Origin of the sequence: Chryseosolibacter histidinae, assembly GCF_018598225.1 — a bacterium.
In the GTDB taxonomy this organism is placed as follows: Bacteria; Bacteroidota; Bacteroidia; order Cytophagales; family Cyclobacteriaceae; genus Chryseosolibacter; species Chryseosolibacter histidini.
Genome location: NZ_JAHESF010000007.1, coordinates 227,981 through 250,979 on the forward strand (window position 1 = coordinate 227,981; position 22,999 = coordinate 250,979).

Consider the following 22,999-nt stretch of genomic DNA (forward strand, 5'->3'; position numbering starts at 1 on the left):
TTTAGTGTATTATAAGATATTTTTGCATTTGAGAAGCCAATTTTGGTGAAAACCTTATTTCGGTATTAATCACTCCAGTTGCAGCATCCGTATCAACAAATGTATCAACAAGTCCGTCAAATTTCCATCTTTGAAGTACATGTCTGGGGATTTTAAACTTCCAAACTTTTCCAGCACGCTGCAAAGCAGCAACAGAAGCTTCATCTAAACCTGTGGATAACGCGCGCGTTGAGGAAACCACACCTCCGCTAAGTTCTCCTTTGTGAAATACAGCAACTGCATCATCAAAAAATTGGCCGCCAGTCTCTGCGACTTGAAGCGTTGGTTTAACGCCATTACCTATTGCACCAGGCATTGCTTGACGAAGTCCTGTTGAAAAGGAGAACATCCCTATTGCAGTCATCACCATGTTAGCATTTAGATTATTGATGACCTCATGGGCTCTTAACAAATTATTCCAATCATTTTGTCTGAGTTGCGGCTCATTGATGTGCATCTGCCATTCTCCATTTTCATATTTGTAAATGTAACTTCCCTCGTTCGTAGGATACGCTGCATACCAGGATTTATCTGTTCCTTGAAACATTACTCCATTCGGGATTGCCGAAACAGTCGCAGACACAATTTTAGGAAGCTTACCTGCTATACTCCCAATTCGCGTTCCTGGGATTTCTACCGGCTTAAATATTCCACCATAGATTGCAGTTCCGATTGAACCTCCTTCCGTAGTTGCTGCAATCACTTCTTCAGGACAAACAGGTGGGCATCCTGACCAGCCGCCAGTTGCGTCTGTAAAAAAATGCGGAACATTCCCCATTGCCATATATGGACTGGCATATTGCTCATATGGGTCGGGTGACGACCACCTTCCAAATCTTGCGTCATAATTGCGAAGATCGAACTCTTGTTGTCCTGTTGTCAGATCCTTTTCACTAAACTGACCCTGATATCCATATCGGTAAGGCTCATCAGAAATTTCCCTGTTCTCCATTGGCAATCCGAACGGCATATAATCCGCTCCCGCAACAACGGCCGACTGCTCATGAGTGATTGAAAAATCATCGAAGTATACTTCTATAGGTGTTGGATTATCATTGGAAAGATAGGCGTATATGAAGCCGGGCTCAGTAATGTTAAGCTGAGCGAAAAGTTTTTCGTGAGCTATGTCGGTGCCTGTCTCTTTAGCAGCTTCCGTTACAGCAACAAGGCCACTCTTACTCAATTGAAAAGCAAAGTTCCTGTCGAAGAACAAATAATTGAGATATGCCTTCGGGCCCGAAGAAGAAGGCGGTGTGAGCATGCCAGCATAAGGGGAAGGATTGGAACTGTTGGTGCTGTAAGCTGCTCCATCGATAACGGTACCTGGCGCGGCTGTTCCGTTGACTATCGAGTTCACAAGGTTATTCAAGGCCGTAGTTACATTGGCCGAATTGGGATCTACGTACTTGGCATATACTTCGAGTTTTACCACATCTCCCGGAGACACGGAGAACGATCTTGCCAGCCCCGTTTTCTCGTTGGCACTGCCTGACAGGCGAATGGCGTTCTGGGAACCCGCTGCATTTGTGTGATCAAAAATGGCAGCGTTCACAATGCGAACATTCTGATACCGCAAAAACTGGTTTTGCTCCGTGCTCTGATTGGCTGTTTCCATGGTGGCGGTAGCTGTAACGGTCTGTGGCGCACCGATCACAGCGCGAACGTTGCCCAGGTGATCACTCACCTCATAGAAATACCTATTTGCTGCCGGTTTGTAGACCGCTACCCGGCCTGCCCCATAAACCGGCACCTCCAGGGGCTGCAATGCCAGAGTTGTTGTTCCAGTCTGTTCATAAATTGCCAGCACGTTTCCGCCTAAGTCACTGATGTAAGTCGTGTACTTTTGAAGCGCACTGTTGCTGTTATGGAGTACCTTCTGCAATATATTGCCGCGATCGTCATAATAATAGCTTTGTACAAGCACATTGTTGTAGTCTCTTATTTCCTTGACGAGGCCATATGCATTGTAAGTTATGTTGAATGTCTTTGAGGGCCCCTCAGTCTGCTGAGTCATCTGACCAATAGCGTTATAGGCATAATCTACCATCACGCTTGAACTGTTATTGACCTTATCCAGCCTATTGGTATTAGACTCATAGATATAGGCATAATTGGCGATCTCGTTTCCGCTTTTCCCCTTCCGGAACATGGTGCCAATGTTTCCATTCTTATCGTAGTTACCGGCCGCTTCGCGATGTGATTCGTTGCTGGAAGGTGAAAAGCTATAACTGCCAGCTGAGCCAGTCATATTTCCCCATACAGCGTTGGTAAGAAAGTTGCGGTCGTTGTACTGATAAGCATAGAGTTGCTTGTTGTGGTTATCTGCGGGACTGTGCCAGCTCATGCCTTTGATCAAACCTCCAAATTGATTGGTATAACCGCTGATGGTTTGTGTTCCCGCGCTGTATCCTGCACCCTGGTAGTCACCGTCGTAGTAATGAAGCGTTTCGCCAAATGCGTCATTCGCGCCATCACCTCCCGGATCTTTGGCGGGGTCCGCGTGGTTGATCGCTTTTAGTGAGCCATCAATGGTATACGTATAGTCAATGCCTTGAAGGTTGTTACCTAACACAACTCTCTTCAATGGCCCATGCAGATAATACTGATATTTTGCCTGCAGGGTTCTGGCTGTTCCGTCTTTGCTTGTATAGACCTCTAAAAGCCGGTTATTACGATCATAGACATAATGATGATAAAAACGGTCGCTGGTATTATCTTTCTGATAGGCCACCTCTGTTACGTTGCCATAGTAGTCATAGGTGTAGTCGATGGTTTTAGTGACTTCAGGATCGGCAATAACGGGATTGGTAAGTTTTTGCCAGGTTTTTATTACCTGGCCAAATTCATCATAACTATACCAGGTCGTAGCATTCGCGTTCCTGGTGCGGGAAACCTGTCCGGCTACATTGGTCTGTGCCGTAGCTCCTCCCGGGCAGTCAGCCATCGCCTCGTCATAATCTATTATGGTATAGTCCGAGCACCTCGTTGGCTGACTCAGGTAACTGACGTATACAAAGCCTTTAGCATCAAGAATGTTTGGATCGGTGCTGATAACACTATTGGTCGCAGGTGATTCGGAATGTGTCTGAAAAACATAATTTGTACCTGCAAGGTTTACATCGGAAGTATACTCGCCAGATTCAATCAATCTTCCAAGGTAGTCATAATTGGTATATGAGAACCTCTTAGGCGAAGCGTTCCGCTGCTCCTGGTTTTCACTGAACCTGATTTTGCCATCTGTACTATAAGTAAACTTAGAAGTACCTTCGTCAGGGGAAGTGGTTTGAATGAGCCTGCCGAGATGATCGTATTGATACAATGTCACGAATTGAGGATATGGAGGGGGTGGATTGATAGGGGCAATGATCACACCTTTTGGCGCAACAGTGGCTACCAGTTGCCCCAGGTCGTTATAATATGAATAGCTCCAATTATCGTAACTGCCATTCAAATATGTTGCTGACGCCAGCGTTCTACCATCGGCATCCACAAAGATTACAGCTTGTTTGCCATCAGGATCAGTGGTGATATGTTTATACCCCATCTCTGTGGCAGGTAGCGATGATTCCACAAAATAATGGCGAAGTGAAAAGTAGTGATCCAAATCGGTGGCGCCAATCAATTGCCTTTCGCTTTTCATCTCGTGGCCGCTGCCCATTTTGTACTGATCGCCTGGGCTAGCAGAGGTTGATGTAGTTGGATCCGGTCCCTCGAGCGTATAGCTCCTAGAATACGGATAGCTGGTCACGGGAGTTTGTGGCTCCAGGTTATTGTTGCTGCTGTAATACCAACCCGCAGTGCCGGCCTGGTTGCCTACAGCGTTCGGATTGTTTAACGTAGCTATAGCATCAAAATCGTCGGCTCCATAGGGTTGTCCTGTGGTTGCATTGATAACAAATTTCTTTTTGTAGATAAAATCATTCTCGAGGATGGGAGCTGGCAGCGTACCTGCTGCGGCGTTATTAAACTTATCATACAATGGCTGAGACGCCCATACTTTGCCGGTGAGGTAATCAACGGTTTGACTTTGCATTGCCTGGCCCAACCCGGTAGTATAAATGCGTGAACGTGATATGGGTTGTCCACCCTGATCATACAGTATCTCTTCTGACCAGTTGTAGATGTCGTTGCATTCGGTTTGAGAAATAGCAATGCGCCCCCTAAACTGGTTACCTGGCTGCACTTTAAAGCCCGGCTTTAGGCGGACACTATGGGTTGCCTGTACCACGGAGTTCTGAGATTGATAAGCATCGACTTCGATATCTACTGGATCGGTGGTTACTTTTACTCCAACAGAAGTACTCCAGATATTCGCTGTTGCTGCTTTTGCCCTGAGATAATAGGTCTGACCGGCAGCTTCTGTAACAGTATAAGTAAGCGCACTATTGACAACTTGCTGCCCAGTGGCATTGGTTCCCTGCCAGTACCAAACAATACTCGCAGGTGGATTTCCGCGGGTGAGGGTTTTAGGGCCACAAGTGTTGGTCGACATCGCCGGAGCATCAGGTGGAGGCACAACAACTGTAACTGTTTGAGGAACACGGGCACTTTCAGCCATGGCGTTCGGATTCCAAATTGAAACATAAAACGTTTTGTGATTCAGCAGCACGTCTGTAGAATAGCTCAGGCCTTCATGAAGATGGCTTCCGCCCGTCGAAAATTCATACCAACGATACACTTCTCCTGCGTTTGTATTTGCTCCACTAGCAGAGAGCGTTGTGCTGGCATCATAAGTACCTTCTGCATTGGAAACCGTAGGTTGCGCAATTGAATAGGTGACACTTACAGTGATCAAGTTTGAATCATCAGACCCCTCAGGCGGACATGCATTGCTGGAATACATCCTTACAAAAACCTGGTCGCCATTTTGCAGTGTACTATTGGAATATTGAACACCAGTCTGACCACTTTGGGCTACATTATTCAGGAACCACTGATAAGCAGGTGATGATCCACCGGTACTGCCAACCGGAGTTGCAGTAAATGTGACGTTGGTGCCGAACGTTATGGGATTGGTAGCTGGTAATCGTGAGATAGTAACTTCGGGCGTTACATTCTGCTGTATAACAATACTATTGGAGTATGCAAAGTTGACATCTCCGCCACTGTTATAATACATACAGGACAAGTCATACGTGCCTGGAGATGTCCAAGAGAAATTATCGACTGACTTGCCATCGGCGGCAACGTGGGGGGTGGTGTGCGGGCCCGAGATCGTCCACTGGAAATCCGTACAACCCTCACAATTTATAAGGGTAAATTCCTGTGAAAAATTTACGCAATTGTAGGAACTTACATTAACGATCTCTGCCATCTGCGCCTTCAGGAATTTAACGTTACCGAGGAACACAAGGATGGCCAACAAATATTTAATACGAGATGGGGTTTTCATGTATTCAGATTATAATCGGTGCATTTTTTTTCTTTCAAGTCTCCGTTTTAATCGAGCAAGGTAGACCTACGATAATTATCTTTGCTCTCTGAAATCAGTTTCACACCATACATGATTGATTCACTGTAGGTCCTGACCAATACACCTCGCTCGTTATGCTCAAACTTGATGAACACATTTTCATTATTAAGCACGTAATTGAAACTCGAAAAAGTTGCCGAGCTATTCGTAAATTCAAAATCCAAAGGAGGATAGACGTAACAGGTCATAATTGATTTCACGGGTTGGAAACGGAAATCATCAAAGTATACTTCTGAGCCATTCGCTGATTTCACGCCGATTTCAAGGGAATAGTCAGATGACTGCTTAGGAAGCACCACATCGACACGGTACCATCCGTTAACGACAGCAGAAATAGTCTGATTGGAAGGTACGATCTCGCCTCCTCCATTAATCTTGTAATAAATTCTACCATTCGTATTGTTAGTCCATACACTGGATTTATAATTGCTTTGTGCAGCGAGACCGGATGTTCTAAAGACAAACGAGTGCCCGGATGAAACCGCCACGACGGCATCGCCGGTATGTGTTGAGCTGGTTTGTCCCTTGCTTAAATATTTGACGGTACCATTTTCCAGCGCAACCTCTCCTCCAAAATAAGGGTTGTTCGGGGTCGGGTAGAAAAGATCTTCTGCACTGCTGAAGGCAATCTCATGGTATCCAGCGTTTGTGGCGGATGCAATAACGGTGCGTTCGCCGTAGCCCGTTTTAACGGCCGAGCGAATGCCATTCAGGTCTTTTGTTTCAACCGGCATCCCGAAGTGATCGAAACGAAGTGCCTCGCCGGTGTATTGCCAGAGGTCCGTTGGCCCTGCAGAAAAATCAAACTGATCTGAAGGGGAAAACGTTTGGGTTCCATCTTTCGGCTTGTTCAATGTAGCGCTAACGTTGAGTTTTGAATACTTTCCTTTCCAAACATAAGCCGGGCCTTTTCTCCATACAGGATTAGCTGCACTCTCAGGTTGTTGCGGGTTTTCAACATAGAGACCCTGATTGTAATACCTGTAGTTTGTCCAATCTTTCTTCCAGGTTTGAATCTCAGCACTAATCAATCCTGTGGGGATGCCTAATGCATCTGTTCTATAGTTATAGATAGCTGCTGTTTGTGATAACATGTTCTTTTTTCCCTGTCCTTCAGCCTTCGATCCCATTTCACCATATATCCTGTAAGCAGGAATCGTCACTTTTTTTACATATACACCCAAGGAACTCTTGCTTAATACCTGATCTACCGAGCCCGTCAATGGATCCCAGCTCAGATTCTTCATTTCAGTTTGCAGTCCATCTTTTGAGTTAACAATTTTTTCCAAAACCCAGGGATATTCAATGACGGTGGTGCGGTTAATCTTGTGATAGGTTTGAAAATCGACCGGTATCCTATCAACCATGATCGTTCCTCCTGTGTATGTTCCCTGATAACCTTGAATACCATTATTCGAGATCTCGTGAGTGTAACTAAGCGAACTCGAGGATATCTCGGTGCCAACGTGATCAAAGATTTTTATTGATTTTAAAGTTCCGATCTTGCTCGTCCTGTCCGATATCTTATTCTGAAATGCAGAAAGGTAATCTTTGGTTTCAATGATGGCATTATTAAGTTCTGGCACCAAGAAAGCGTTCTCATCAATCAACAATTTAAGTGCAATGGGAGTACCTTCATCTTGTACATAGTGCTCAGTTTTGGGTGTCTCAAATTCGTATACCTGCCTGGTATGAAAGTCCATATCATCCGATAACCTTCCGGTAAGCACTGAAACTGAACCATACACCACAGGCGTAACAGGGTAGCCGATACTGCTCGTAAAACTACCTCCCACAAAGGCAGGCTCCTGCGAGATCACGCCAGAACTATGTCCTTCCGGGGTATTATAGAGATAGCGTATTTTTTTATTGCTTTGCCCAAATTCATCTTGCGCAACAATTGACCCTACTCTAATCCCACCGCCCTTTTTTGCAATTCGGTTCTTTTTAATCGACCCAGAGAACTCGAAAAACGTAATTTGGGCACAATTCCCGCGATCGATTTCAAGAAAATCCTCGGTAATAAGTACATGATCATCATCTACGTTACTCACGGTATAAGTACCGCTGAAAGCTTTATTGAAAATGGTAATGTCATCTCCATTACACATCCAGGTTGCAAACCCGGTCATATCTATCTGGTCGCCAGCCTGTATGGTCCCTTCATGCGGAACTATAATAAGTTGCGGATTCGACGTATTACCGCCAGGACCAGGAGTATTATTAAAGAAATAAGAGTCCCCTACAGACATTCCTGAAATGCTTGAGTAGTCATCCGTTTCGTAGTTGACTCTTATCTTGGAGCCTAGCGGCGTAGTGATTTCAGCGAGAGACCAGGCTTTTGCTGATGCATCATTCTGATCTGGTTTATGAGTAGTGGTATTCGTAGTATACATTCCAAAACCATCCCATGAACTCATATTATAGTTAGGATTGTTTTGATCATATGAAAATATGTAATCGGGTACGATCTTGACATTATTACGACCAACGATGGAAATTCTGTTAAGAGTGAGTCTACCATTATTGGGCGAGCCATTGTTGGTATTGGGCACTCCTTTGCAAAGGTTATAGTTGTAAGAAAACTGAATCCGTTTCTCCGCATTTTTATTGATAAAATCCTGCATTGAAGCGGTAATGCTGGATACAGTAAACATTCGATCAATCCTGTTGGTATGGTCTTGCATGCCCAAAGACGACGTGAGTTTTTTATAGCCTTCCTTCGACAATAATATAATCTCATCCAGTTTTAAGGGACTCACAAACGATTCACTGGCTTTTACCTTAATTGATCGACCATCGGCGCGGACACTTTTCTTAAAAAGAGCCATGTGAGATCTTGTCTCAATACTATTGAGATAAATAAGCTGGCTTCTACCACGCTGGTATGACTGACTTTTGCCTAAAGCATCTCTTCTGTATCCATCATAGGGAATTCTCCAGTTATATGCGTCGCTGTGCATTCCATAGTGTAGTTTGACCCAATGCCCCCAATCATTGTCATTCACCATACCATTCTGATCTCTGTCAATAAAATCCGGACCAGTTACCGCCGTCAACAACCATGTATTGGCAAAGGCGCCCGGTCTTTTAATGATTGACTTTTTGTTCGCATCTGATACATCCCTGACCTCAAGGTATGAATCACTATCGTACACAGGCAAAGCAAAATGATATGTTGTTCCATCTTCACGGGTTATCGAGAATCCACCTATAGCTGTTCCACTTACGCCGTCTGGTATTGATGTGGTGCTTGGCCTTATTTCAATATCCGCATAACCCGAAAAGCCTGATAATGGTCCGGAAGGATCAGTCTGGATCGAAGTTGCCGTGGCGCCTGTCACTGGAACTTCCTGCAATTCTACAATGGAAGATGTGATTCCATTAGACATATCTTCTTCACTTGCATAAAAGGATATTGTAAAATCAAGCAAGCTTCCATTTCCGATGCTGTTCGATGTAATGAAGTTTGAAGGAACATTAGATACAACATGAGAAAAATTACTACTCTTGACAAGAGCATATGAGGTTTTGGTGCCTGTCCTGAAATTAACGCGGTCCTGACCCGTTAGAAAATCAAGAAATCCGGAGGAATAAGTAGTAGAAGCGGCAATTTCTCCATTAGACAACCATTCTATATGTCGTGCTGCAGGAATTTTTCTGGCCGCGTTAACTGAACTTGCTATGCGCTGATTTTTCAATACAACGTCATTCAGGTCATACCGGAGTCGTCTTGGACTGTTTGCTCCCTTATCTACAATAGTCCATCCGAGGCCCCAGTTAAATCCAGGAGATGTTACATTAGTCGCATCTCCTGAATGATGGTAGTATTTGCTGGAAACTTGTCCCCTGTATTTGAAGGGAACTTTATACGACGTCTCCGTTCCATCATTAAGGAGGTATTGAACAGGAGCAAGCCGGTCATGGTATTTTGTCATTTCCCTTGGAAGGGAAACCGATCCCACCTCAAGCCTGTAAGGCGCAATTGAGCCTGATAATCCCGGAGCTTTAACAGAGAAATTGTCAGTTGCCAGAATTGCAGGGGTGTTGCTTTCCCTAAAATTGACATAATTTTTTTCCCCATAGTTAATATCACTTGCCGCTCCCTGATTGAATAGTGTACCACTGCCTCCACTGGCAGTCTTGCGGAAGGCCATTATTGTCTCTTCCGTTCCATCCTTACCTACGCCAACAGACAGGTTAAATAAGTTTTTGGTAAAAGTATCAGCCTGTGCATTTCCGAGATATAATGTACCATACATATCTTCTACCCTGGTCTGATCAAGCCAAATCTTGTATTCATTTACATTATCCATGAATCCCGTAAGAATTTTCAATCCCCAATTCTTTTTTTCCGTTTTACTGTATTGCCAATAACCCGCCGCAGGTGCATTCGGAGAATTACCATTAGCCAGGGAAGCAACACCTGAAAATGCTACATTTGAGACCGCATCTACCATGATCTGCTTGGCTACTGCAGTTCTTGCCGCAGACGCTGACCCTGCCGCTGCACCCACGGCACCCCAGCTTAAAATAGTGGCTACACCAGAAGCAAACTGAACTGGATCCACTTCAAAACCCTTACTGGCAACGTTTAACCCAATCACGCCAACTGAACTTGAATTCTCATTCCAGTCAGCATTAACAATGCTCAAAAGACTAAGTGCTCCATAGTGTCCCTTTTGATTATTCCAGCCCATATTTCCCAAAAGTAGATTTCTTGCATTCCATCCTCTCAGGCCTGTAAGATCTTGTACATTGACCATCTGATATTCACCTGATGCGTCATCTGGGAATTCGTTAATGGAGCGGGTAATAGCACCAGCATTCATTGACCATCCCAGACCCACCCAGGACGCTTCCTGTTCCAGCCCTATCCCAGCATTGTATGATAACGGAAGTGAGAAGTTACCTTCCGGCCCAGGAACTTCAAGCACAGGCAAGCTGAAAGAAAAATCACCCGTCAATAAGTTTACCATATCTGTGGAACCTGGCGCTTCATATGAAACATACTCAGGCTGATGCGGCCCTGTGAACGCAATAGCTCCACTGGGAAGAATCAGCGACTGCACAAAAATCAATAAAAGAAAAACTGAGATCGTCCGGCTTACAAACCGGTTGCGTAGAAATTTCATGCTAGTTGAGGTTTAAAGTGGGTGCTTTATTTATATCGTTTGTATAAAATTCAAATTCGTTAAGACCGAGGCCAAGGCCGGTGTCGCCAAAACAAAAGGTCAGGGATCCGTCCAGGTCTTTTACATTGGTATCGAAAATAGCCATCACCGTAGTAGCCGTTGCTGCGCCGAACATACGCGTGTACACCGCATCCAGCGCACGGATCGTATCTCCCTTGTTCACCAGGTACAGATCCTGCGCAATGCCGGACGACAAATAGCTCGTTGCCTGCAAAAACTTGTCGTTGTCAGAAGCGTAAGCATTCTCGATCTCCTGCCCGTTCCGCGAAAGCTTGATAACAAAATACGCAAGGCTGTCAAAGTTCCTGATGATCTTCTCCCGCTCCTTCTGATCGGTTACACCAGCAACCTGTTGCGCGGCCACCAATTCTGACGGCCGATAGACTACTTCCATATCGATGCCGTTCTTTGCTTCCCTTCTACACAAGCCATGGTCGGGATTTATGATGTAGTCTTTCAGTTCCTGCTCTGAAACAATGCTTCTGCTTCCGCACGATAGCAATCCGGAACATACGAGAATAATCAACAGCGCTCTCATACAGCCTAGTTCGTCAGTTCCTTATTCAATCCTTCCAGCACCTGGTCCGTGATATCCATGCCCTTTTCTGCATAGACGATATTGCCATACTGAGTCGCGGCCATAATGATGGCGTAGCCCTTGTCTTCGCCATACTTTTTGATGTAATCATTCACCTTGCCGAGCACCTTTGTTGTAAGTTCCTGGTCTTCTTTCTGGATTTTCTCAGCTATAATATTTTGATAATTCATATACTGCTCCTGTTTGGTGCGGATCAGTTCCTCTGTAAGGGCTTTTTCTTTTACACCAAGACGCGCTTTGCCTGCTTCGTATTCCTTGATCTTTCCTTCCAGCTCTGTTCTCAACGTGTCGAGGTTGGCCTTCCAGGCGGCACTCTTCATCTCCAATTCTTTCCGGGCGGCCTGCATGCCTTTGTAACCATTCACGAGCTTAATGGAGTCTACATATACGATGGATTCCTTTTTATCGAACTGTAACGCTATTACGATCAGCAAACCCGCAATCACTGTTGCCTTAAATACGATCTCTACAATTGATCTCTGATTCATGATTGATATTTGTTCCTGTTTAATTTTTAAGATTTCAAACTTGACTTTCCTTGTCCGGCAAATGTGAGCAATGGCTGTGACAGGTTGTGACAGACCTTATCCAGCAATTGCGTTATTAATTGCAATTATTCAAACGTTTGCAAAGGAAGGTATGTGATAACGGAGTGCCTGGAGGGAAAAATTCATGCTGAAGGGGGTATTTATAAGGTATTAAATCGCGCCAAGTAACGCTAAAACCGCAAAAGAATCAATAGTAATTTTTTACTAACTGGTTAAAGGTGTAAAAAGAAATCAAATTAATTTAACGATTCACGATCCCTAATTTTAACAGTACTTCTTTCTTTTCGCGCGGGAGCCTTTGAAAGTTCTTGCGTTGCTGATAACGCCAGGAGTAGAGTGGTATATTGGCTCTCAACGTATGAAGCTTGTTCTTCTTTTTAAGTTCCACGTACGCATCGACCCTTTGCTGCCATCTCTTGTTTTATTTCTCCCGCCCACGAAAAGCTCAGCTTATTTAATTTATTGCGCTTGTCAGCAGACAGTTTTTTTGATCGCTGTCCGTTCACCCACGGGCAACCGTTGATCTCCGGATACAAAGAACTCCGCTTTCCTTTTGCAGGATGGATAAGGCGTTCCTGTAAAGCAATGTACCCCGGACTTCCAAGCTCGTGTTCGCGCTCTCTTATCACACGCCATTCCTTAAGAATAAAATGCGCCGATCAATTCGGTTACTATATATTTCCTTACTGTATAGGCTTTTCTTCGTTTGTACTATCCTCTTTTTGCAGCATCGGTTTCTCTGGGACGGTCAATGTCTTCCGCATTAGTAGCCCGGACCAATTCGTTTTTTTCTTCGTCTTGGCGATGTGTGTGGAAGGTTATGTTCTTGGTAATGCCATGCGTGCACGTGAGTCGAGGGCTACCTGTCCTTCGAGGCCTGTTCTCACGATAGGGCTTCACGTTTCATCAGGGGCACTGCCTGACGCTGAATGTTCGAACCCATAAGGGCGCGGTTAGCATCGTCACGCTTCAGGAAGGGGATCAGGGACGCAGCCACCGATAGGATCTCGTTAGGCGCAACGTCCATGTACTTCAGATCTTTCGGTTCCACCACGCATACACCGCAATCTCTTTCAGGTAATCGTTAATCCTCTAATTCCTGTCGGAGGAGGAGGGAGTGGTAAATGTTTTACAACGGCCTGCCTACCAATTTTTTATGTGCTGAGAAAAGTTTTGGTACCATATAGGCACCGGGCCAAAATCAGGTTATGAATCGATGATCCCGAATGTGGTTAAAAGTAAGAAAAAGTGAGCAAATTGGAAAGTGCGTGGGGTGAGGGTAATAGACGTTGGGTGATTTTAAAAGGATGTTTAGTGCACGACAATCTTCACTCGTCGTATTCGTTTTTAGTTTGAGCAAAATCAATACTTGCACTCAAAGCAATCCTCGTTTAGGCAAAACAAAGATTCACAGTAAACGGTGATTAATCGCTCTAACTTGATATCGTCTTTGATAGAATCTTAGCTCGGCTTTGCTATTGCTTTCGATTGTTGTTCGGACCAGGAGGTGCACCAAGAATAGCCACTATAATTCCAATTAATATTATAAAAAAGCCGAAGACCGCCAGGCCGTCGTTCTTTTTACCAACCCCCATCAAGGCTACGCCCAACCCTCCTAGGGCTAAGACCCCACCAGCTTTTTGTACTTGAGTGCTTTTCTTTATGCCGTAATGAACAAAATTTTTAAAGTGCTCACAGTTATTTGCTAAATAATTATAGGCCTTTTGTCCAATTTGACTCATCGCCCTCTTGAGGGCCTCTGATCTCTGATTTTCAGGGCCCGGGTATTTTTCAATTTTTGATGGGGCGAATTGCGCTAAAAACGTTTCAAGCTCATTGTTTGATATGACTCTAACGCCATGTATATAATTTGCAACAAAAGCATGTTGCAGGTCAATAATGCCGATATAGATTACAAAATGGTCAACCATCCCAAAAAATCGTTTTTGCAGCACGATCGCGTCAGCTGGTCTTACCCCGTATTGAATAATAAATTGGTGAATACTCATAAATTAAATTTTTTAAAATTGTTTATCAAAAGTATATCAAAAACCAGGTGCCCCTGAGTTACCTTGACCAAGGTAACTTTGTGTTTTTTTGCACCTTAAAGCCGGAAATCCAAGACTTCGCAGTATTTGTCATTTTTTCCCATTTACTTCTATTTCGCTTTGCAATCATTTTAGCGGTTTTTGGATCATTTTCGAAAAGAAAATTATTTTCAAGGTCAACCAGGTACCTTCGTAGTGGATAGAAATGGCCCTTGCATCCACGTGGTGTTATAAGTCCGTTACTCTTCAATTCATCAAACAAGGCAAGTAACTCATAGATCTTCCCTGGCGAGAAAGCAATCCTAAGGTTCTGATCGCCATGATTTGTGAATAATTTCTTGAAATCCCTGGTGTTGGCTATCCAACCTTCTGCTTTTAAGGTTTGAATTAATTCATTGAGATCATTGTCATTTCCGTTCCATTGGTAATAAAATGAACCGTCTAATCGAGAAGCCAAATACTTTGAGCCTTTCCTGTTCAATTGTAGTAATGCGATGAGCGCCTCAAAGTTGTAACCATTTAGTAATGAAGTAGTTTCTAAAGCTGATATAATTTCAATTATTAATTTTCCTGAATTGCCAGCAGCACTTGTAATTTTGGAGAGTAAGTAGTCTGCGACCTCCTTTAGAATTAACTCTAAATATCCTTTCTCGTATGGATCAGTTATCTCACGCAATTTAGAATTCACTGACACCAGAACACTAGAGGCTATGTCGCGGAATTTCCCAAAATCTATTGGCCGCTTTTCTACTTCAAGTTTGATTACTTGAATTGAGTTGTTGAACAATTCTTCAAGGTTATGCTTTCTCAATAGCTGTATAGGCTTTTCATCGTTGTAGAAAAGCTTTGACATTATTCCTTCAATTGTAAGGTTATCATCGACAACCGTGGAGGGTATTTTATAGTAATGCATGCTTCATATTAAATAAAGGGCCTGACAACCGCTGTCAATTTATGCCCAACAAACTTTACTTTTTCGTACGAAGAAATGGCTTTGGCATCCGACTTTCCTCCAGATCGATGGAACTATTGTTATTTTTCCTTTCTTATTTAAATGGAAGTTCCAATTTGGTCGTGTGTCCTTCAATAGATTCAAATAAATATCTGATGTACACCCACATGGACATTTAAAGATTACTGTATCTGGTACATCACCGTCTTGAATGATATATATCACATTCCTTTTTACCTTCTGAGGAAAATTGTCGGTTTTTACTATAGCATATTCCTGCGCCCCTCTTTTAGTACGGTAAAGCTGACACCAATCAATCAAATAGCGAAGTGGATTCATAGATTGAGTTCAGGCATTCGTAAAAATGGTTTACAATCCCCCCGACCAGCCCACTTAACAGCGATTGGATCTGCAGGAAAACTGTCCTCGTTTCGGTTTTCTATGCAACTACCGCAGTAATCAATCATTATCCGAGCATAGTTAGCGGCATCATCGTCCTTAAAAGGATGAATTCTGTTTAGAAATTCCATTAGGGCGATGCTGCTTATAAGCATATTCACACTGATCACGGCGGGTCTATCAACATCAACCCCTTCAATGTATTTTTGATTAACGAGTTCCTGGTAGCCAGATGGATCTGTTCTTTTCATACTCTCCGCAGCAAGGCGCTCTTGCGTATACACTCCCCTACTGAAAAGACTCGACATCCCTGGCTGGATGTAATTGACGGATCCTACAACGGTTTTTACGCCTCCTTTTTTATCTGCAATTAATCTCACACCTAGGTCAAAGTAAGGGATTAAATAAAAATTAGTTAGCTGAGATAGTAAGTGCCTACCGTCAATAGAATCTACACATCCGAAGATCACATCACAAGTAATCAACTCACAAAGTGCTTTTCTGGAATGGAATAAATTTTCGGCAGCAGTACGCACTGTAGTGCCGAGACCCATATTATTAATGACCTCTGCAAGTACCTCGACTTTGCTTCTTCCAATATCTTTTTGCTTTGAATTTATGATCCGGTTTAGGTTTTTATCTTCAATTTCATCTGGATCAATAAGAAAAATAGACCCCACGCCGAGTCGTACTAACTGTTCGATAGTTGGGCTGCCTGTGCCGGAACACCCAACGACTCCAATTTTCAATTTTTTCAACTTCGCATAAGTACCTTCACCAAATGCTTGTATTGTTCTTTGAGCGAAAGAGTCAGGTTGCAATTTTGACTCTCCATTATCCCAAATACACAACTCGTTTCCGGCGACAGAAATGCGGTCAATCGGAAAAGATGTTAGCCGGGGTGTAAATACTCGACCAAACATCTTACCATTCGGCAGCATTACTAATGAGGCATGTAAGCTATTCGTTTCACTCCAGTTAAATGCCGCAGTAAAAAAGGCAGTATCTGAATCATCATCTATAGATGAAAAGTTCGCATATCCCGTTGGATGACTATGAATTTTTACGATTGCAAAATTGTGCTTTTCGACCAACTCAAAGAATTTGAATAATCTTTCAGTTCTCCATCTCACATGATTCTCCGCCCGATCACATTCGCTATGTGGAATCAATATGAGATCATGGCTTAACAGTATCGAATTCTCATTAGCTTCATACCTACCACACAAAAGAACTGCGACAGCCTCCTTTCCATCACCTGGAAAGAGATGTTCTTTGAGGGTCACATAGTGTTTTTCTTGCAGTCTAAGCTGTCTTTGCATAATAAGGGCGTTTTTCGAACTCCTTTAACAGCCATGCCTCCACGAGTGGATAGTGAGTACTGAGGTTGTCGATTCCGGGCCGCCACGGATTCGCGGCGGTCCTATGTCGCGACCATTGTTGAAAAATTTTGCCCTGTAATTGAAGGTCTGATATTGCAAGAATTGGTTGACCATCTCTACGTGCGAGCTTGGGATGGAAATAAACCATATCCAATTGAGCGGTTGGATAGCCTCCGACTATCCGAAAACCTATTGTCGCCTTACAAATGTTGTATCCATCGACGACTGAATAGTCATGAACGAATACCCAATTGGTGTTCGAAATGTTAACGGCTTCCCAGGGTAATTTCAAGCTGTTCAAGAATTCGGCGTCTTCTTCTAAAAGTGTAAAGTCCCTTTTTAGGGACTTTACACTGTTCTCGCCTTCAGTTTGATCATTAGGCAAGGTTTTGAATTTTTCAACTCCCGGCTCTGTGAAATCAACACTGTCGTTTAACTTAATGGTAATCCAATTACCTTTTATCTTCTGGCGAAGGATAAAGTTGCCTGCTGGAATCTTGCCCGCTCTTTCGAGGATTTCTTTACCGGTCAAGGTTTCTGTTTCGCTGATAAGTTCAGCGTCATCAACTTTGTACTGATACTTCTTTCCTTTTGGCGGTTGCTTTTCGTTCTTAGCCGCCCACTCAAGATTGATTACGTCCTCTTCTAACGAAAATTCCTTTTTCATTTTTTAAAATATTTTAGGTTTACTTGTCAATCACACCGACAATCGCTTGCGGTTCTATTTATTCGAACCGATGCTTGGATTCAGTCGTGCGACCATTCAATTATATATACTTAGAAGTGCTACGCAGCTACCCGGACGGGTATCTTTTTATAGATGTCTTTGTAGTCTTTCATGATGTCCGCGTAAACATCAATTTTATTATTTTCATCGATGATCTCAATCACCAAAGCGTAATCCTGCTTATATTGATCACTAATAGGACCTCTTGTAAAGAGTCTTAATCGTAATTCCCAAAGTCCGGCTAAATAATTTCTGGAAAATGTCTTTTCAAACTTTATAATTGGGTTCCATGGCACTTGGTATTTTTCATCTGTTATAGTGATGCCCTTGGTGCCAAATTCTGTACGTTTGTGAAGAAGTACTGCAATTCTGGACTGCGAATATTCTGCTTCATTATCAGGATTAACTGGCGGGTCATATGTTAGTGTTATTCGTATTTTAAGCTTGGCATCCTTGTTTGTCCCGAACGAGCTCGGGACATGAAAGCCAACGAATTGGTAATTTTCCTGATTCAGTCGTCCTTCATAGATAAACACTGCATTGTTTCCAGACGCTACCATTGTATCCTGTATGGATGGCTCACCGAACCCACAGTACTGGTAACCATCATCAATAAGCCCAGTACGTACTGATTTAGGTTTGGTAAAGTGACACAAGAGTGCTTTTACCAAACTTGGGTTGCTGTTTGGATATAAGTCAAAAAGTCTTTGCGCTGCCAATGATATTAAGGGAGCTGCATGACTTGTACCCACATCAACAGCTAAGTTTTTTCCATCAGAAGAAATTCCATATGTGGAAACTCTTGGGGCTTTGTCGTAAACTCGAATAAGATTTCCACCGTGTGCTAAAAGCTCCGGCTTAATTCCCTTGTCCGCTCCCGGTCCAATTCTCGAAAAAGGCGATAGCTCATCCTTTTGAGCGATTGAGTTTCCATCGGAATACTTTGCAAGGGATCCTACCGTAATGGACAAAAGTGATTCGGCTGGGCTTGAGATTCGAGAGAGAGGATTTTTAAAATGATCTGTGGGATATAATCCAAGCAGTTGATTAATATTTCCAGCCGAAATAATGAATAACACCTGGTACGTTTTCGATAGGTAATCAAGGAGCTTGGCTAAATCAGAGAATTCGTGGTCCTTGATTGGGTCTTCGGCGCCGAGGGAAAGATTATATACTTTTGTTGTTTTTGAATACTTTTTAACGATCTCCTCTATAACAATCCTTAATTTGTGCTCCAGCGTTGGCACCTTTTTGCCGGTAGCATCAACGCCAAAAACCTGGACGTCAAGTATTTTGCAATATGGGCTAAGTTTATGAGTGCCGAGGCAGGCATCCAGATCATCACCAAACACACATCTACTCGCTACGAATGTACCGTGGTCATAAGTTGCATCCACAGCACCAGATGGTAGCTTTTTTTCGACGTGCGCTAATAAATTGTCGAATATCCGTCCTGCGTTTTTTACACCCGAGTCTATAATACAAATGACTGAATTAGATTCCGGCGGATCGATTTTTAATGGATTAGGTAATGCCGCTATATTGGTTGAATTTTCCACGACGAAAGCGTAATTGCTTCTGATTTCCTTTATCGTCGAGAACTCGCTTGCGATTGAAGAAATAATGCTCGGCTTAATAGTGCATGCAATAGACGTTATGCCGTTCTCAAATGTGTGCTGCTCAATTTCCGAGGTATGCTTTTGTAATTCTTGAATTAACGCCTGGTTTATTATGAACTTCTCTCGCTGCGATAAAACGTTATACAAACTAAGTACTATAGGCACTTCGCTGTCATCTGCATTTATTACGGTTTTAATCTTGCTCTCAACCGGCACACTCGAAAGATCTTCTATTACCGAAAAGTATGATTTTCCAATGTGCTCACTAGAGTTCGCGTAGTTTACAAGACGTTCCTCAAGCTCGTTAAACCTGGCTTTACTAATTCTGACTGTGCCAAATGATTCGTTTGCCTTTGAGTAATTTATAACCTCAAAGCCAAGGTTTTCTACTTTAGGCCTTGCATCCTTAATTGAAATTTCTTTGGGAGTTTCAATCTGAAGAAATATATCGGATGTTAGTCGATAATCCTTTCGTTGAGCTTCGAAATCTCTGATTTTTATGGTTTCTTGAATCAGTTTTTGGCCGTGTGATGCATGATCGTTTCTCTGGAATGTTTCACCTCCGCCAGTTTTCTCATATTGCTCATTCCTGATATTATCTTCTGGGATCTTAAAATGGAAATTATCACTAGCCATATCGGTGAATTGTATTTCAGTTAACCGTTATAGTTATCCTTTTTTTGAAGGGCCACTCGTTTTGCGTTTCGATTTCTTCTTCGCAGATTCTGATTCGTCGTCATTTGAAATCAACGCGGCAGCATTGTAAATCAACGAATGATCATTTGTTATTTTTTCCTTATTACGGTTTAATATCTCATCTGGATTCTGTAACTGCTCGGGGAGTTGATGTTTCGTAAAGCGCGCTTCGAACTTCTCTATTTCCTCATCCGATTCGGGAAATAACAAACCTGAATCTTTCATGGTTTGAAACAAAAGTTCTTCAAAAGACTGCTTCTTTTTTTTGTTCATGGTTCAATAATTTGTGTGTCGTGTGTTTTTATTCTTTAAGCATTATTGATTTTATCTTGGCCATTGCCCTCGACTTTATTTGTCGGATTGCCTTATCAGTTTTGTTGTATCTTTCACATAACTCCTTCATTACTTCAGGGGGGATCTGGCTATCAAGATTATCAATGTCCTTGTAAAGCATGTGAGTAATCACAATATCTTTCGCCATTGGCTCAAGAGAATCCAGTGCTACCTGAAGCCGCTCGCTATTTATTTTAGAACGGTCAATTTCAACATTTTCCTCAGGGAACTTAACCTTTCTATCGGAGTCTGTTGCACCGTTTTCCTTTTCGTCTTCCGGATGTTGAAGCGGATGTTCCCGGCGATAATCTGAATAATAGCTATTAAATTCATTTCTCGCGATTCCGCTTAACCAAGTCTTAATTGAAGCTTTATTTGGATTGTAGGACTTCGCATAATCAAATACTCGAATAAGGACATTTTCCGTAACTTCAATAGCTGTCTCTGTGGGATCTGGCATCAGCCTACTAACATATACACATAAGGAGTAGAGATATTTTGCATATCTCCTGTGAAATTCTGCAAATGCTTCAGTCGCCCTCTGATAGTCAAAGGATCTACTGGCCATTCTTTCGACTATTTCTGCGTCGGCTAAATTTTCCAATCCGGTTTTTTCCCTCAACAATATTGTTTTTCCCATGACTTAAATTTTATACGCTATGGTTATCATAAACACCCCCCTTTCTATTTTTTTTGGCTCCTAATTCTCAATTTATTATACACCAAAGTGTGACAGCCGTTCATCACGAGGTCACACCGTGTACTTTTATATACCTGGAAGTGTGACACTTAAAATTGGGCTAATGATTATTTTCACTTTTGTGCACGTTAGCGAGAATATATGTCACACTTCCAGGTATAAATTACTGAAAACAGCATCATAATGGAAAAAGAGAAGCAAGCCGGAAAGAAGCAAGTCGTTGACATTGAAGAGTTCAGCAAAAGCGGTAAGCCCGTTCCAAAGGGCCAGCAATATTTAATTAGGGTAGATAATCAAAGAATTACTTTGACTGAATATTTAATAACCGGTGAGGGAATTTTAATGATAGCTGGAAAAAACCCGCCAACACGATTTCAGCTAAATCTCAAGCTACGCGGCGGCATTGTAAAACGCATTGGTTTAAACGAAACAGTAGATCTTTCTGAGCCTGGAATCGAACGTTTTATGACGATTCCGATGGACCAAACGGAAGGTTAGAAATGCGACGGGCGTTTTTTCTTACGGAGAGCGATGAACACTTCATGAAGTCTCTTCATTTGCCTTGGGAGACAATTGCTGACAATGGTCAGTGGATTTTAATTCATCAATTTCCCATCCCACCAGGTTATAATCAAACGAAAGCGACGATTGGTGTAATGATACCGCCAGGTTACCCGGTGGCACAACTAGATATGGCATACATTTATCCACATTTGACAAGGGTAGACAACTTTCCCATACGAGCATTGGCTCCTCACTCCCTGGATGGTAAAATATTTCAAAGATGGTCGCGGCATCGGACGGGTGAAAATCCATGGAGACCAGGGGTGGATGATCTATCCACTCATTTAGCAGCAATAACTATTTGGTTTGAAAAAGAACTTAAAAGATGACCATTTCACTAGCACTTTCTCAATCGGTGCATGAGGATTTGTATAAGCATTTGTTCCCAGGCGATGGATTTGAGGCCATAGCAGTCGCAATCTGTGGAAGATGCGTGACAAGGAGCGCAACTAAGATAGTGATCCACAAAATAATCAAAATACCTTATGACGAATGCACTAGGAATGAAGGCTACTTGAATTGGTCTACTCAACGGCTTGTGCCATTTTTTGAAATGGTAATGCACAAGGACATGGCAATGTTGAAAATACATAGTCATCCAGGAGGTTTTCCTCAATTTTCGGAAACGGATGACGTCTCTGATCAGGAATTCTTTGAATCCGTTTACGGATGGTCTGGGAGTGACAGAGTACACGGCAGCGCTGTTATGCTTCCGACAGGCGAAATTTTTGGCAGAGCGATTACGAGCGAGAAAAAGTTTATCCCGTTTAAAAAAATCTCCGTATGTGGAAATCAACTGAAATTCTTCTTTGAAAATGTGTCTCACTTATCAAGTACTGAGTTCTCCTTAAGAACACTGCAAGCTTTCGGCCAAGGTACCGTTAACATCCTTAAAAATCTCACCGTTGCAGTTGTTGGATGCTCTGGGACGGGGAGCCCAGTGATAGAACAGCTTGTAAGGCTAGGTATTGGAAAGTTGCTTTTGATAGATCCAGACATCATTGAGGAAAAAAACCTAAATCGGATACTAAATTCTTCACGTAAGGATGCTTTAAACGGTGTGTTCAAAGTTGATGCTCTGAAGAAAGCCATTGAAAATATCGATGTTGGTACAACAGTCGAATCCTATGCTAAAAATTTATTTGATGAGATTGAGTTACTAAAAAAGCTTGCCCTGTGTGATGTTATTTTTGGGTGCTTAGATACTATTGATGGGCGACACCTTCTCAATCAATTGGCTACATTTTATTTAATACCATATTTCGACGTCGGAGTCAGATTGACCGCTGATGGAAAAGGGGGGATAGACCAGATTTTAGGCACTGTTCATTACTTAACTCCTGGAAAAGGATCATTACTGACTCGAGGTGTTTACACAATAGAAGGGTTAAGGTCTGCCGGATTGTTTCGCACAAATCCGAAGGAGTATTACGATTTGAGAACGTATGGCTACATAGCAAATTCCGATGTACCCAGCCCCGCAGTGGTTAGCGTGAATATGCTAGCTGCAAGCATTGCAGTTAACGAATTCTTGGCACGAATACATCAGTACAGAAATGAAGGAGATGATCAATTTGAAATAACTCGTTTCAGCTTAAGTGATGGTTATTTTTTTCATGAAAGCGATGACACAATTGATCAATATTTAGAAAAATATGTTGGCAGAGGCGATATGATTCCCTTCTTAAACATGCCAGAATTCAGCTTTATTGGCGAAGAATAATAC

Annotated in this window: 15 protein-coding genes and 1 pseudogene; 3 read left to right on the plus strand and 13 right to left on the minus strand. The window is 42.7% G+C overall.

All coding sequences use genetic code 11. From position 1 onward, the window contains the following. Position 1: 1 nt before the first annotated feature. The 13 genes and pseudogenes from KK083_RS09635 to KK083_RS09690 all read right to left on the minus strand — a co-directional run bounded on the left by KK083_RS09635 (position 2) and on the right by KK083_RS09690 (position 20,649). Positions 2-5,431 (minus strand): RHS repeat domain-containing protein, encoded by a 5,430-nt coding sequence (locus tag KK083_RS09635; protein ID WP_254162893.1) that lies wholly within the window; start codon positions 5,429-5,431, stop codon positions 2-4. 47 nt (positions 5,432-5,478) lie between these two features. Further along, a complete protein-coding gene (locus tag KK083_RS09640; RefSeq protein WP_254162895.1) occupies positions 5,479-10,647 on the minus strand; it encodes a hypothetical protein in 5,169 nt (1,722 codons plus the stop codon). A gap of 1 nt (position 10,648) precedes the next feature. Then, positions 10,649-11,245: a hypothetical protein gene (locus tag KK083_RS09645; protein ID WP_254162897.1), complete on the minus strand. Its 597-nt coding sequence runs from the start codon at positions 11,243-11,245 to the stop codon at positions 10,649-10,651. Between the two features lie 5 nt (positions 11,246-11,250). Continuing rightward, positions 11,251-11,793 carry an OmpH/Skp family outer membrane protein gene (locus KK083_RS09650; RefSeq protein ID WP_254162899.1) on the minus strand — a complete coding sequence of 181 codons (543 nt, stop codon included), beginning with the start codon at positions 11,791-11,793 and terminating at the stop codon, positions 11,251-11,253. Between the two features lie 902 nt (positions 11,794-12,695). Then, a pseudogene (locus KK083_RS09655) lies at positions 12,696-12,907 on the minus strand (hypothetical protein); the annotation flags it as partial. A gap of 421 nt (positions 12,908-13,328) precedes the next feature. Beyond that, on the minus strand, positions 13,329-13,862 hold the full coding sequence (locus KK083_RS09660) for a lecithin retinol acyltransferase family protein (protein ID WP_254162901.1): 534 nt from the start codon (positions 13,860-13,862) through the stop codon (positions 13,329-13,331). Between the two features lie 58 nt (positions 13,863-13,920). After that, on the minus strand, positions 13,921-14,814 hold the full coding sequence (locus KK083_RS09665; protein WP_254162902.1) for a hypothetical protein: 894 nt from the start codon (positions 14,812-14,814) through the stop codon (positions 13,921-13,923). Between the two features lie 39 nt (positions 14,815-14,853). Beyond that, positions 14,854-15,192 carry a ubiquitination-like system serine protease family protein gene (locus tag KK083_RS32755; RefSeq protein WP_369074967.1) on the minus strand — a complete coding sequence of 113 codons (339 nt, stop codon included), beginning with the start codon at positions 15,190-15,192 and terminating at the stop codon, positions 14,854-14,856. Then, on the minus strand, positions 15,189-16,574 hold the full coding sequence (locus KK083_RS09670; RefSeq protein ID WP_254162904.1) for a ThiF family adenylyltransferase: 1,386 nt from the start codon (positions 16,572-16,574) through the stop codon (positions 15,189-15,191). The genes KK083_RS32755 and KK083_RS09670 overlap by 4 nt, the downstream gene beginning before the upstream one ends. Then, positions 16,558-17,301 (minus strand): multiubiquitin domain-containing protein, encoded by a 744-nt coding sequence (locus KK083_RS09675; protein ID WP_254162906.1) that lies wholly within the window; start codon positions 17,299-17,301, stop codon positions 16,558-16,560. Before KK083_RS09675 ends, KK083_RS09670 begins: the two co-directional genes overlap by 17 nt. 119 nt (positions 17,302-17,420) lie before the next feature. Then, entirely contained in the window at positions 17,421-19,616 is a 2,196-nt protein-coding gene (locus tag KK083_RS09680) for a S8 family peptidase (RefSeq protein ID WP_254162908.1), read from the minus strand. Positions 19,617-19,649: 33 nt separating this feature from the next. Next, the gene (locus tag KK083_RS09685) at positions 19,650-19,949 is read right to left on the minus strand and encodes a hypothetical protein (RefSeq protein ID WP_254162910.1); all 300 of its coding nucleotides are present in this window, start codon (positions 19,947-19,949) and stop codon (positions 19,650-19,652) included. Between the two features lie 28 nt (positions 19,950-19,977). Next, the gene (locus KK083_RS09690; protein WP_254162912.1) at positions 19,978-20,649 is read right to left on the minus strand and encodes an RNA polymerase sigma factor; all 672 of its coding nucleotides are present in this window, start codon (positions 20,647-20,649) and stop codon (positions 19,978-19,980) included. 243 nt (positions 20,650-20,892) lie between these two features. Here KK083_RS09690 and KK083_RS09695 point away from each other — a divergent pair, with 243 nt between their 5' ends. From KK083_RS09695 to KK083_RS09705, 3 genes are read left to right on the plus strand one after another with little or no spacing between them, the layout of a single operon-like run. Next, positions 20,893-21,207 (plus strand): multiubiquitin domain-containing protein, encoded by a 315-nt coding sequence (locus KK083_RS09695; RefSeq protein ID WP_254162914.1) that lies wholly within the window; start codon positions 20,893-20,895, stop codon positions 21,205-21,207. A gap of 2 nt (positions 21,208-21,209) precedes the next feature. Then, positions 21,210-21,602: an E2/UBC family protein gene (locus tag KK083_RS09700; protein WP_262899479.1), complete on the plus strand. Its 393-nt coding sequence runs from the start codon at positions 21,210-21,212 to the stop codon at positions 21,600-21,602. After that, positions 21,599-22,996: a ThiF family adenylyltransferase gene (locus tag KK083_RS09705; RefSeq protein WP_254162917.1), complete on the plus strand. Its 1,398-nt coding sequence runs from the start codon at positions 21,599-21,601 to the stop codon at positions 22,994-22,996. The genes KK083_RS09700 and KK083_RS09705 overlap by 4 nt, the downstream gene beginning before the upstream one ends. Positions 22,997-22,999 lie beyond the last annotated feature (3 nt).

Coding starts and splice junctions, on each gene's coding strand:
- KK083_RS09635 (WP_254162893.1), bottom strand. CDS start 5,431: ATGAAAACCCCATCTCGTATTAAATATTTGTTGGCCATCCTTGTGTTC.
- KK083_RS09640 (WP_254162895.1), bottom strand. CDS start 10,647: ATGAAATTTCTACGCAACCGGTTTGTAAGCCGGACGATCTCAGTTTTT.
- KK083_RS09645 (WP_254162897.1), bottom strand. CDS start 11,245: ATGAGAGCGCTGTTGATTATTCTCGTATGTTCCGGATTGCTATCGTGC.
- KK083_RS09650 (WP_254162899.1), bottom strand. CDS start 11,793: ATGAATCAGAGATCAATTGTAGAGATCGTATTTAAGGCAACAGTGATT.
- KK083_RS09660 (WP_254162901.1), bottom strand. CDS start 13,862: ATGAGTATTCACCAATTTATTATTCAATACGGGGTAAGACCAGCTGAC.
- KK083_RS09665 (WP_254162902.1), bottom strand. CDS start 14,814: ATGCATTACTATAAAATACCCTCCACGGTTGTCGATGATAACCTTACA.
- KK083_RS32755 (WP_369074967.1), bottom strand. CDS start 15,192: ATGAATCCACTTCGCTATTTGATTGATTGGTGTCAGCTTTACCGTACT.
- KK083_RS09670 (WP_254162904.1), bottom strand. CDS start 16,574: ATGCAAAGACAGCTTAGACTGCAAGAAAAACACTATGTGACCCTCAAA.
- KK083_RS09675 (WP_254162906.1), bottom strand. CDS start 17,301: ATGAAAAAGGAATTTTCGTTAGAAGAGGACGTAATCAATCTTGAGTGG.
- KK083_RS09680 (WP_254162908.1), bottom strand. CDS start 19,616: ATGGCTAGTGATAATTTCCATTTTAAGATCCCAGAAGATAATATCAGG.
- KK083_RS09685 (WP_254162910.1), bottom strand. CDS start 19,949: ATGAACAAAAAAAAGAAGCAGTCTTTTGAAGAACTTTTGTTTCAAACC.
- KK083_RS09690 (WP_254162912.1), bottom strand. CDS start 20,649: ATGGGAAAAACAATATTGTTGAGGGAAAAAACCGGATTGGAAAATTTA.
- KK083_RS09695 (WP_254162914.1), top strand. CDS start 20,893: ATGGAAAAAGAGAAGCAAGCCGGAAAGAAGCAAGTCGTTGACATTGAA.
- KK083_RS09700 (WP_262899479.1), top strand. CDS start 21,210: ATGCGACGGGCGTTTTTTCTTACGGAGAGCGATGAACACTTCATGAAG.
- KK083_RS09705 (WP_254162917.1), top strand. CDS start 21,599: ATGACCATTTCACTAGCACTTTCTCAATCGGTGCATGAGGATTTGTAT.